Below are 12,542 nucleotides of genomic sequence, written 5' to 3' on the forward strand. Positions count from 1 at the left end.
TTTTTGCCACATCCTCGGGGGCCTTGAACGCGCGACCGGGGCATAACGGGATCGCGCGTTGCCTTTGACCGTGCAATTTGACAGAAACGGCCCACACACTCAATGACGTCATTCGCGGGAGTCACCATGGCGAATTCTGACACTAATGGTCCCCGCACTGCCCTGGTCACCGGATCGGCCGGTTTCATTGGCAGCACTGTGTGCCTGAGCTTGCTCAAGGCGGGCTGGAAGGTTGTCGGGATCGATTCGATGAATTCCTATTATGACCCCGATCTGAAACGGGATCGCCAGGCCCATCTGACGAAATACAACAGTTTCATCCCCATCATCGCCAAGGTCGAAGACCCCGGTCAGATGAGTCAGCTGTTTGCCGATCACAGCCCTGAAATTGTCATCCATCTGGCCGGCCAGGCCGGGGTTCGCCATTCCATCGAGGCCCCCCGCGATTACGTCGAAGCAAACCTGATGGGCACTTTTGAATTGATCGAAGCCGCCCGTGCCCATCCGCCTGCACATATGCTGTTGGCATCAACCAGTTCGATCTATGGTGCCAACGAACACATGCCTTACCGCGAGACGGACAAGGTTGACACCCAGATGTCATTCTATGCCGCCACCAAAAAGGCGAGCGAGGCGATGGCCCATTCCTATGCGCATCTCTATCGCTTGCCGATCACCATGTTCCGGTTCTTTACCGTCTATGGACCCTGGGGACGCCCGGACATGGCCTATTTCAAATTCACCCGTGCGATCCTGGATGGAGAGCCAATCGACATCTACAACCATGGCAAGATGCAACGCGATTTCACCTATATCGACGATCTCGTGACTGCGATCATCAAGCTGGCCGATGCACCGCCGGGAGAACAGCCAGTCGGCGCGCATGACAGCCTCAGCCCTGTGGCACCGTTCCGGGTGGTCAATATTGGGGCCAGCCAGCCGACTGCGCTGATGGATTTCATCGCTGCAATCGAACACGCCATCGGGCGGACCGCAAAAAAACGGATGATGGGCATGCAACCCGGCGACGTTCCGGCCACATGGGCCGAAACCCAACTGTTAAAGGATCTGACAGGGGTCACCTTAACCACATCCGTCACCGATGGGGTTCGCCAATTTGTCGATTGGTACCGCGACTATTATCAGGTCTAAAGCACATCTTTGGCCGGAATTTCCGCGCTGAGCAGGCACAGGTGATCACCTGGCGCGACTACAGGGTTGCGCCGACAGATCGAGATTACTCCGGCCCGATCTGCGTGATATGCCGCCCGTTGCTCACCAAAATTGTGCAAGTCGTGCAACGTCGCCAAAAGATCTCCGACAGCGACCTGATCCCCCGGCGATACATGCAATTGCGCCAACCCGTGATGTGCAGCGCTGGTAAAGCTGCTGTGACCAGTGATGTCTATGAAACGCGTCTTGGGTGGAGTTGTCTCTTTTTGGATTAGACCCAGATGTGACAGCACGCGCCGCGTGGCATCCCAGCCGATTTGAAACGCGGCCGGTGAAAAGCGCCCCAATCCGCCCAATTCGCAGGACAGAAACCGGGTGTTTTGCAGATATGCGGCGGTGTCGAAATCGCCACCAGTCCCGTCAATTGGGCAAACCATCGTAAACGGAGCACCAAACACATGCGCCAACTCCAGATTGGCCGCATTCAATGTCGCGTTCGGTCCGACACACAGAAACCCGCAATCGACATACTCTGTAGCAGTACCACCAGAATGATAGTCCAACACCACATCTGCCCGCCCGATCAGATGCGCGTTGACGAAGGCTGCAATCGCTGCCGTTGGTCCTGATGTCGGGTCTCCGGGGAAACTGCGGTTCATATTGCCGCCGTCCAGCGGTGACACCCGCGCCCGCGCCCGCACGGCAGGGGTATTCAACGCAGGCAAAAATATGATCCGCCCCTGAATGTCGCCTGGGTCCAGTGTTTGCATCAATTGGTGCAAAATCACCTGACCTTCGTATTCATCGCCATGATTGCCCGCACTCATCAATACCGTTGGGCCATCTCCCCCGTTGATCACACCAACCGGCACGCGGATGGCGCTAAATGCCAAATCATTGCTGGAATGGGTCAGGTCCAGAAACCCGCTGCGTTTACCAGGAGCGTCAAAATCAAAACTTGTCCTGACTGGGCCGTGTGTAAGCATGGTCATTTTCCATTCATTTGAGAAGCTCGGGGGGGTCGGATCACCAGCAATCCGGCCCCCAGGATCATTGCCGCCCCCAACAACAGATTGAGTGACGGAATTTCACCAAGAAACACAACAGCCATCAACAGGGCCGAAGGGATTTCGATATACATGAACGGCGCGAGGAACGACGCCTCGGCCATCCGGAACGCATAGATCAGCAACACATTGCAAATCACAGAGACCCCAGCAATCGCGGCCAGCCGTGGCAGGTATTCGACCACGTGCGGACCCAGCTGTGCCCACACCAATGGGGTCAACAGTATCGCGCCGATCCAGAATTGCAGGAACAGTGCTTGAATTGGATGCCAGCGCACCGCCACCACCCGATTCAGAAACAGGTACCCGCCGTACAGGCATCCGGTCAGCATTGCAAAATAGGCGCCAACGGCGGGGGTTGCTCCGGGGTTCAGGGCAACGAGAACTCCGATCAATCCAAGCATCAGGGCCAATGTTCTGGCAGCGGTCATTCGTTCCTTCAGCACCAGAACCGCCAGGACCGAGGCAACGATTGGCGCAAAGGAGTAATAGGTCATCGCCTCGGCAAATGGGATTGTGCGAAACGACAGAACAAAGCTGCCAAAGGCGGCAATAATGATCACGGCCCTCAGAGCTTCGGTCGCGACAGCGCGACGGGTGGGACGGCCCGGACGCTGCCACAGCCAAATCGGGCTGATCAGCACGGCCGACCCCAGCAGGCGCGCCCAAACGATGACCAGCACACCCAGATGATCCGCTAGCGATTTGGCCAGTGCATCGGCGGCGGGAAACATCGCCAGCGACGCCACCGCCAAAGCTGCGGCACCATATGGAACCCTTTCAGGAACCGGGACGGATTTCACGTTTACGCTTGGCAACATAGGCCTCCAGCTCTTCCTCGACACCGGGGTCGATCGGTGGTTTTTCATAGTCGCGCAGCAGTTGTTTCCAGATCCCATTGGCACGTTGTGTCGCTGTTCTGGCCCCATCATCCTGCCAGGTTTCAAAGTTGCGCCAATCGGACAGGATCGGGCTGTAAAAGGCATCTTCATATCGTTCCAACGTGTGCGCCGTGCCAAAGAAGTGTCCGCCCGGTCCAGCCTCAGCCATGGCATCCAGCCCGATGGCCGCATCGCTCAGGTCGATCGGGTCCAGCAACGCCGATTGCAATTGCAACAGTTCCGCATCCAGGATCAGCTTTTCGAACGAGCAGGTCAGCCCGCCCTCCAGCCAACCACCCGCGTGCATCATCACGTTGATATGGCCCTGAATGCATGCATTGATCGACATGTCGGATTCATACGCCGCCTGGGCGTCCACGCAGGCTGCGCCAGTGGTGTTCGAAGACCGGATCGGCAATCCATAACGGCGCGCCATTTGGCCGGAGACCATTACCGATTGCGCATATTCGGGTGTACCAAAGGCAGGCGAGCCAGTTTTCATGTCCACGTTGGAGGTGAAATGCCCATAAAATACCGGCGCACCACGACAGGCGGCCTGTCCCAACACCACCCCCGCCAAGGCTTCGGCGTTCTGCTGAACCAAGGCTCCGCCCACAGTGGCCGGTGCCATGGCCCCGGCCAACGTAAATGGCGTGATGTGAACAGGCTGCCCGGCGCGGGCAAATTCGATCATCGCGTCGGCCTGGCCATCATCCAGCAACAAAGGTGAATTGGTATTGATCCCACCCAGAATTCCCGGCCTCTGGCGCAGCTCGTCCTCGCTGACTTGCAACGCGATGCGGGCCATTTCGATACAATCGCGGGCCCGTTCGGCCGTATTCATCCAACATGGCTGCCAGCCCTTGTCGCACAGCGTCGTCTGCGCCAGCATCATGTCCAGATGGCGGGTTTCCGGCGGCAGCTCCAACGGTTCGCACCCTGCCCCTCCTTCGTGGTGAAAGACATTGAGCGAGGCCGAAAGCTTTACGAAATCTTGCATGTCCTGCAGGGTTCCAGCCCGCCTACCCCGATCCAGATCCGAAACGAACGATGGGCCGCATACGGTGGCAAAGGTCAAGGAATTGCCACCCACAGTTACTGTTTTTGCAGGGTTACGCGCATGAATGGTGAATTCTGAAGGAATCCCCGTGATCATCTCTTCGATCTGCGCCGGGTCAAAGCGGACGATATGGCTGTCCGCGTCGACATTTGCACCAATATCGCCCAGCAACTGCCGGGCAACCGCGCTGTCCACCTTGAGCCCAATATCACGCAGGACACGCAGGCTGGCATGGTGGATGGTTTCGACCTGATCGGCCGAGATCAATTCAACGGGGCGCAGCGGATTACGCAGTTCGGCGAATGGACGTTGGGTGATCCCGGTGGTCCGGGGTTTACGAGGGGTGCGGCGACGGGCCATTTCGATACTCCTGTTGGGTTTGTGGATTGGGGGCTCAACCCCCAGACACCCCCGCCCAAGTTTCCGAATGGATCACGTCAAAATATTCCAATAGCGCGCTCATGGTATCAGATATATCCCGAATACTGTTTTGGGACGACGGCCCGGTGCATCCATTCCACGCATGCGATGAAATCATAAACGGGCAAGCCAGTCGCAGCCCGCACGTCATGCGCGTATGGTGTCAGCGACGTACATTCCAACACCACTGCGCCAATATTGAGGTCGCGCTGGCGCGCCTCGGCAATCGAGGCAATGACTTCGTCGCGCACATCGTCTGTTTCATAGCTGGTTTCTGATCCGAACATGCAAAACGACCGGAAGGTCGGCGCGTTCTCCAACCCTGCCACGGTGATACGATTGTCCAGATCAGCGCCAACGGCGGTGAAGAATTCGTTGGTTAGCAATTTGCCATCCGCAGTCACCACCGCCACCGATTGATCGGGTTTCAACATCTGATGGATGACCGGGATCATCATCAGCGGAGAAGTCATCACCGGAATGGCCACATGTGCCGCAACAATGGGTTGGATCAGCGAAAAGAACCCACAGCACATCGCCAGAGCGCGCACTCCGTCTTTCTCCATCTGTTGCGCGGCGGCGATGCACTTCTGGACTGGTTCGGTATAGCTGCCATCCGGATTTGTCAGCGGGGGAAAGGGGTTGTCGAATACCCCTTCCATCACCCGCAACAGCACCGGAAACGGATAGGTGGTCGCATTTCCCACATCTCCGGGGGGCATCGGAAATTCAAGCCCGTCAAACATGAGAATTCCAACGCTGTATCCCTGATATGGCTGGCTGGCTGATACAAACATGTGGCTTTCCTGTCCCTATTCCTGCCGCATCCGTTGACCCGAAGGATCGTACAATGGCTGGGTTTGCAGCTGTGCCTTGTGCAAGGATCCGAACAATTCGACTTCGTAATCGCCGTCTTCGCGATACGCTTCTGTCGCGACATATCCCAAGGCAATGTGTTTGCGGGCCACGGGCCCCCAACCGCCGGATGAAATGTAACCCACCGGCTTGCCATCGAGGAAAATCGCCTCGTCCCCCCAGATCGCGAGGTCCCCGGCATCGACAGTCAGGGTGACAGGACGTTCCTTGGCCGGGCCATAGCTTGCCGCCGCGTCGCGCCCGACAAACGCGCCCTTGTCCAGCCTTACGTGATGCATCATCCCACATTCATGCGCCTGATAATCGGCGGTGATCTCCAGCCCCCAGGCGGGAAAACTCTTCTCCAGCCGCAACATCATCAGCGCCCTGAGACCACACAACCGCATCCCGTGACCGGTGCCCACTTCACGCAGCGCATCGAACAGCTGCGGCTGACCGGCGCGCGGCAGATACAGTTCATACCCCGTCTCCCCGGTGTAGGAGACACGCAGGACGGTGACCCCGTCGATCCCGGCCAGCGACATCTGCCGCGCATCCATGAACCGCAGGTCCACAGGCGTCCCCAGCAGATCGGACAGAACCGCCGTGGCATTCGGCCCGGCGATGTGCAGCCCGGCCAGATTATCCGACAGGTTCCGCATCACCACGCCCGTGTCCGGCATGTAGCGGTTGAAATGTCGGATAAAGGCCAACTGCATCGCATAAGTCCCAACCACCAGATAGCGATCGCCGAGATTGGAGATGGTGAAATCCCCCACCACGCGCCCCTTTTCCGACAGCATCGGGGTCAGGCACAGACGCCCTGGTTTCGGCAGGCGATTGGCCATGATCCGGTCCAGATACGCCTCGGCTCCGGGGCCGGAAAATTCGAACTTTGCCATGTCGGAGAATTCAAACAGCCCGACGGCCTCGCGCACCGCGCGGCCCTCCTGTGCGACCGGCTCCCACCAGTTGGGCTGGCGGTAGGTCAGGCTGTCCTCGGCCTCCGTCCCTTCGGGTGCAAACCAGGTGGCGTGTTCGCTGCCAAAACCGGTACCGAACACCGCGCCCTCGGCCGCCAGCCGGTCATGCACCGGCGATTTCGCCTGGGGCCGCGCGGCGGGGAAGCTTTGATAGGGAAAGATTTTTTCCGACCGGTGTTCATAGAAATACCTGGTCATCTCTTCGGTGTATTTCGCGGTGGCGAATTTGCCGAACCGCGCCACATCCCAATTGAAGATATCGATTTCCGGTTCGCCCCCGATGATCCATTCCGCCATGACCCGGCCAATGCCGCCGCCCTGGTTGAACCCGGCCATCACGCCATTGGCGCAGAAATAATTCCGCAACGCCGGATGCGGCCCGATCAGCGGCCCAAGGTCGGGAGAGAAGATCATCGGCCCGTTAATCACCCGTTTCACCCCGGCTTCGCCCAGCACCGGCATGATCTCCACCGATTTCTCGAAATTCCACTCCATGCATTCCAGATTGTCCGCCAACAGTTCGTGCCCGAAATCCAGCGGCGTGCCGTCTTTGGCCCAATGGGTCATCTTCAGCTCATAGGCACCCAGCAGCATGCCCATGCTTTCCTGGCGCGCATAGGATCCGGTTTCATTGTCGTTGATCTGCGGCAGCTCGAACCCAAGGTTTTCGATCAACGGTATGTTTTCGGTTACCAGATAGTGGTGTTCGACCGGCATCAACGGCAGTTCGATACCTGCCATCCGTGCGACCTCGCGCCCCCACAAACCGGCGGCATTCACCACATATTCGGTGTGGATCGTGCCCTTGTCGGTTACCACATCCCAGGTGCCATCGGGCCGCTGCGTGGTGGCGATGACCGGCGTGTGTCGGTGAATCGTTGCGCCCAGTTTGCGCGCCGCCCCCGCAAACGCCATCGTGGCCGAGGCCGGATCCACATGGCCGCCCTCCTCCTCCCAAAACGCGCCGATCATATGGTCGGTGTCCAGCACCGGGGCCTTTTCCTTGGCTTCTTCCAAAGAGATGAAATGTCCCTCGATCCCCAGTCGGCGACAGGCGCTTTGCATCATGGCGTTGCTGTCGATTTCGTCCTGGGTCCGGCAGACATTGATGCCGCCGGTGAAATGGAAGCCACAGGGCTGGTCGTATTTTTCCTCCAGCTCACGGTAGATCTGAAAGGTATAGCGGTGCATTTCGGCGGATGCATTGGGCCGCACCACGGTGAACAGCCCCCCCGCCGCGTGCCAGCTGGAACCGGATGTCAGCTCCTGCCGTTCCAACAGGGTCACATCGGTCCAGCCGTTTTTCGCCAGATGATACAGGATCGAACAGCCGACAACGCCGCCGCCGATCACCACCACACGTGCTGTCGAATTCATGATGTCACCTCGGTCAGCTGCCGGGGTGCGGGTGTTAAGTCAAATGTGCCGGTGAGACGGCCAAAGCGGCAGTGTGCCATTGCTGATCTCCTGAAAAATGGTGCCTGATTGTGGGAACATGTCCCGACAGGCCCCGGCCCAGGTTTCTTCCATCATCATCATGAATCGCTTGTTCATCCCGGGCCTCCCAGTGTTCAGGTTTCAGGGTTTCGTGTTGCGCGTCTCAGGCACCATCCAGCGCGGCCACCAGCTTGCGCCGCTCGACCACGGCCTCGTCCAGCCAGTCGGTGCGCATTTCAGGAACCGAGTTCAGCAGCAATTGCGTGTATTCGTGACAGGGAGGGGTCAGGACCTCGTCCACCGGGCCCTGTGCCACGATGCGCCCATGCCGCATCACCGCAATACGTTCGGATATCTTGGACACCGTCGCAATGTCGTGAGTGATGAACATGTAGCTCAGGCCCAATTCATCCTGTAGATCCTCCAGCAGATCCAGAATCTGCTGGGCCACGATCGTATCCAACGCCGACGTAATCTCGTCGCAGATGATCAATCGGGGTTCGGCCGCAAGCGCGCGAGCCAAATTGACCCGCTGGCGTTGACCGCCCGACAGCTCTGGCGGGAACCGCCAGGCGAATTCGGTCGGCAGGTCGACCCGTTCCAACAACCGGGCCACTTCCTTTGTTGCTTCTGACTGGGACAGCCCGCGATAGAACATCATCGGGCGGCTCAGGATCTTGTTCAATCTCTGACGCGGATTCAACGCCACATCCGCCATTTGAAACGCAAATTGGATTTGGCGCAGTTCATCGCGTGAGCGTTTGGAAACACTCTGTGCCAATTGCTGGCCATCCAGAAAAACACCGCCGGATTTGGCATTCATGAGACCCGACATCAAACGACCCAAAGTGGTTTTGCCAGATCCGGATTCACCGATCACCCCAACAGTTTCACCGGCCTGAATGGTCAAGTCGATGTCACGCAGGGCAATGATCTCCTGTTCAGTCCCATATCCGGCAGTCACATTGCGCACCTGCATCAGGGGGGGCTGCTCTTCGGTTCCAATTGATGGCGAATGGATTTCGTCAGGCATCACATGCGCCGCGGCCATCAAAGCCTTGGTATAATCATGTTGCGGATTGGAAATGATCTGTTCCGTCGCGCCATATTCAACCATCTGGCCGTTTTTCAGAACCAGGATATGGTCCGCAACCTGGGCCACCAGCGACAGATCGTGGGTCACATAGATCGCAGCCGTATTGTTGTCTTTGATCAACTTCTTAAAGGAAAACAGCACCTCGATCTGGGTCGTCACATCCAGCGCGGTGGTGGGTTCGTCCAGGATCAGCAAACGCGGGTCGCTGATCATCGCCATCGCCGCCATCAGACGTTGCAACTGTCCGCCGGAAACCTGGTGCGGGTAGCGTTTGCCGATAGTCTCCGGGTCAGGGAGTTCCAGATCATTGTACAGCCGGGCGGCCTTGGCCAACGCCTGTTCTCGGCTCATCGCGCCAGTGATGACAGGGATCTCCGTCACCTGTGCGTCAATTGTCATCGCCCCGTTGAACGACGCCGCCGCAGATTGCGCCACATAGGTGATTTCCTTGCCGCGCAATTCCTGAAGTTCCGGCAGGGATTGCCCCAGAACATTGGTCTCGCCCAGAACCACTGTGCCACCAGTGATATGGCAGCCCGGGCGGGTATACCCCATGCAGCCCAATGAAATCGTGGTCTTCCCCGATCCGGATTCGCCAATCAACGCGATAACTTCGCCAGGTTGCACGTCGAATGAAATGTCATCGACAATCTTGAACTCATGGCCCTTTTTGTCGCGCACCGACACTTCGAGATTGCGCACCTTGAGCAGAGGATTTTCTGTCAGGTCGATGTGGGATGTATCACGCATATCAGATCTCGTCAGGCAGCTTTGCGCTCGACCGTTGCAACAGCCAATCGACAAAGACATTCATGGAAATGGCAATCAACGCGATGCCGATGGCGGGGTAGAGCGTGGTGTATTCGCCATACAGAATTGCCTGCATGTTCTCTTTTACCATCACACCCAGGTCCGACTGCGGTGGCTGCACCCCCAAACCCAGGAACGACAGGGCCGAGATGAAGAGGATCGCATAGGTGAACCGGATGCCGAATTCGGCAGCCAGCGGCGTCAGCGCATTTGGCAGAACCTCGTGCCAGACGATCCAGCCCTTGCCTTCACCCCGGACCACGGCCGCTTCGACGTAGTCCATCACCATGATGTTCACCGCCAATGCTCGGGCGACACGAAACACCCGGGTCATGTCGATAAAGGCGATGGTAAAGACCAGAACCACGAAAGACGATCCAAGCGAGTTGATCACAATCAATGCCAACATTAGCGCCGGAAAGGACAACATCGCATCGTTGATACGGCTCATCCAATTGTCGACACGCCCGCCAAACGCGGCAGCCAGAAACCCCAGGCCAACTCCGGCAAAAAAGGACAGGAAGGTGATGATAAGCGCCAGGAACAACGTGACACGTACACCATAGATCAGCCGTGACAGCACATCCCGACCCAGATAGTCGCTGCCCAGCCACAGTTCGGCGTTCGGCGGAAGGAAGCTATCGTTTGTCAGAATAGCGCCTTCGTCATATGGGGCGAGCCAAGGAGCAAAGGCCCCGATAAAAAAGACAGACACGAGGATCAGGATGCACAGGCTGACACCCGGCGTCAGATCAAAAATCGCCTCGCGCAGCTCACCTTGCCATGTGCGGGTTTCGGGGTTCATTTCTTGTACCTCACGCGCGGGTTCGCCATGATCGACAGGATGTCGGCGGTCATGTTCAGCAGGACATAAAAGGTGCAAAAGATCATTGCACAGGTCTGGACAATCGGTACGTCGCGGTTCGTCACCGCTTCGACCATGTAACGTCCCAGACCCGGGAAGTTGAACAAGGTTTCGATCACGACAACGCCGCTGATCAGATAGGCCAGGTTCAATGCCACAACATTGATGATCGGACCCAGCGCATTGGGCAGCGCGTGTCGCAACAGCAATCGGCGGCGCGGCACACCCTTGAGGATCGCCATTTCGATTGCCGGGCTGGACAGAACGCTGAGCACCGCAGAGCGCGTCATACGCACCATATGGGCAAGAATGGTAAAGGTCAGGCCCATCACCGGGAGGATCAAAATGCGGATCCAATCGACCAGATCATAACTCGGCCGGATCGACGCAATCGCCGGAAGCCAGCGCAGCTTGATCGCAAAGATAGTGACGAGCACCACCGCGACCAGAAAATCAGGGAAGGAGATCAACGCCAAAGATGTCGAGGTGATGATCCGGTCCAACAGCCCCCCCGGTTTTACGGCAGCTGCCAGGCCCAGCAACACCGACAACGGCACCGCGATCAACGCCGTACAAACAGCCAGAATGATCGTGTTGCTGGCGCGACGGCTGATTTCGGTTCCGATATCTGCCCCATTCGCCAACGACGTTCCGAAATCACCCGTCAGGAAATTCGTCAGCCAAACGATATAACGTATGTGCAGTGGTTCGTTCAGACCCAACCGTTCACGAACTTGAGCGATCAGTTCCGGTGTTGCACCTTGCCCAAGGATTGCGTTCGCAACATCCCCCGGCAAAATTTCTGTCCCCAGGAAAACCAGAACCGACACGAACAACAATGTGCCCACGCCCAGTACCAACCGCTTTCCCAGGATTTCCAGCAAACTCATCCAATTCCCCCTTCGTGCTGGGCCTGTCTGGCCGGAGAATAGAGCTAACTGTGATCACAGATTGATTTCAATGCAAGAGATTACTTTGCCATACATCAAAAAAAATTCGACAGCCCGTTTGATGTCACCCAAGCCGTCGGTATAGATCAACGCCCCACTGGGCATCTGTTTCCATGAGGCGACGTGCCTCGGCAGCATCCTTTTTCCGAAGCGCCTCGATGATGTCCGGGTGTTCGCCCAACCAATGGTCAGGATTGACCAAATTGACGATACCATGCGCCAACCAGGGGCCGGTGCGCACATACATCGCTTCGATCATCGACTGCAGCGCCGTGTTGCCCGTCACCCCATAGATCCGGCTGTGAAAGCGAAAGTTGGCCAACAGGAACATGCTCGGGTCGCGCTTCTCCCACGCCTTTTCCATGTCCCGCGCCAGTTTTTCGAGCATCTTGATATCCGATTCGCGCATGTTTTCAGTCGCGACTTCGGCCGCTGCGCCTTCGAGTACGGACCGTACGAAAAACAGGTTCGCCGCCTCATCCGGGGTCAGATCCGGCACACGGTAGGCCTTTTTCGCGGCTCCGATCAGCGCATCTTCGGACGCGAGTTGGCGCAGCGCCTCGCGCACAGGCATTGCCGACACGTCGTATTCTTCGGCCAGGGTCCGAATCGAAAGAGATTCGGCGGGCCGCAATTCGCCAACGATCAGCTTCAACCGCAAGTCGGAATAGATGCGGGCGCTCAGGTTCTCAGGTGCGCTATTTTCCGACGTCACGGCTTTGTCCATGGGCTGCTTCTCACTGTTGTTTAGCTGATTCCTAGCCCGAGAATCAGATTTAATCCAGCGTCGCGCATTTTCTGGGCATTCGTGAAACTGTGATCAAAGATGCTTGCTTTTGGCATCATTCTGTGATCACAGTTTGAAAATAGCGAATAATAAGGGGTTGCAAAAGACCCCGTTCAAGCCAATGGCGGCACCAGCCGGGACCGTCCAACAGCGGAGAA

11 protein-coding genes are annotated in these 12,542 nt (G+C 57.5%); 1 reads left to right on the top strand and 10 read right to left on the bottom strand.

The window, feature by feature from the left end; translation table 11 throughout:
• The first annotated feature begins 126 nt into the window (after positions 1-126).
• Positions 127-1,152: an NAD-dependent epimerase/dehydratase family protein gene (locus K3727_23575; GenBank protein UWQ93785.1), complete on the top strand. Its 1,026-nt coding sequence runs from the start codon at positions 127-129 to the stop codon at positions 1,150-1,152.
• Here K3727_23575 and K3727_23580 read toward each other — a convergent pair.
• The 10 genes from K3727_23580 to K3727_23625 form a co-directional block, all read right to left on the bottom strand.
• On the bottom strand, positions 1,149-2,165 hold the full coding sequence (locus K3727_23580) for a succinylglutamate desuccinylase/aspartoacylase family protein (GenBank protein ID UWQ93786.1): 1,017 nt from the start codon (positions 2,163-2,165) through the stop codon (positions 1,149-1,151). The two genes, K3727_23575 and K3727_23580, sit on opposite strands and share 4 nt — an antisense overlap.
• Positions 2,162-3,061 (bottom strand): DMT family transporter, encoded by a 900-nt coding sequence (locus tag K3727_23585; GenBank protein ID UWQ93787.1) that lies wholly within the window; start codon positions 3,059-3,061, stop codon positions 2,162-2,164. Before K3727_23585 ends, K3727_23580 begins: the two co-directional genes overlap by 4 nt.
• Entirely contained in the window at positions 3,021-4,541 is a 1,521-nt protein-coding gene (locus K3727_23590) for a trimethylamine methyltransferase family protein (GenBank protein ID UWQ93788.1), read from the bottom strand. The genes K3727_23585 and K3727_23590 overlap by 41 nt, the downstream gene beginning before the upstream one ends.
• Before the next feature lie 107 nt (positions 4,542-4,648).
• Entirely contained in the window at positions 4,649-5,398 is a 750-nt protein-coding gene (locus tag K3727_23595) for an aspartate/glutamate racemase family protein (GenBank protein UWQ93789.1), read from the bottom strand.
• Between the two features lie 15 nt (positions 5,399-5,413).
• Entirely contained in the window at positions 5,414-7,816 is a 2,403-nt protein-coding gene (locus K3727_23600; protein ID UWQ93790.1) for an FAD-dependent oxidoreductase, read from the bottom strand.
• Between the two features lie 39 nt (positions 7,817-7,855).
• The gene (locus tag K3727_23605) at positions 7,856-7,993 is read right to left on the bottom strand and encodes a hypothetical protein (GenBank protein UWQ93791.1); all 138 of its coding nucleotides are present in this window, start codon (positions 7,991-7,993) and stop codon (positions 7,856-7,858) included.
• A 46-nt stretch (positions 7,994-8,039) separates the two neighbouring features.
• Positions 8,040-9,722, bottom strand: a complete 1,683-nt coding sequence (locus K3727_23610; GenBank protein UWQ93792.1) for an ABC transporter ATP-binding protein — start codon at positions 9,720-9,722, stop codon at positions 8,040-8,042.
• 1 nt (position 9,723) lies between these two features.
• Complete coding sequence (locus K3727_23615; protein ID UWQ93793.1) at positions 9,724-10,587, bottom strand: ABC transporter permease; 864 nt, start codon at positions 10,585-10,587, stop codon at positions 9,724-9,726.
• Positions 10,584-11,537: an ABC transporter permease gene (locus K3727_23620; protein ID UWQ93794.1), complete on the bottom strand. Its 954-nt coding sequence runs from the start codon at positions 11,535-11,537 to the stop codon at positions 10,584-10,586. The genes K3727_23615 and K3727_23620 overlap by 4 nt, the downstream gene beginning before the upstream one ends.
• A 124-nt stretch (positions 11,538-11,661) precedes the next feature.
• Positions 11,662-12,324 carry a GntR family transcriptional regulator gene (locus K3727_23625; protein ID UWQ93795.1) on the bottom strand — a complete coding sequence of 221 codons (663 nt, stop codon included), beginning with the start codon at positions 12,322-12,324 and terminating at the stop codon, positions 11,662-11,664.
• Positions 12,325-12,542 lie beyond the last annotated feature (218 nt).

This window comes from Rhodobacteraceae bacterium M382 (assembly GCA_025141015.1).
GTDB lineage: Bacteria > Pseudomonadota > Alphaproteobacteria > Rhodobacterales > Rhodobacteraceae > Aliisedimentitalea > Aliisedimentitalea scapharcae.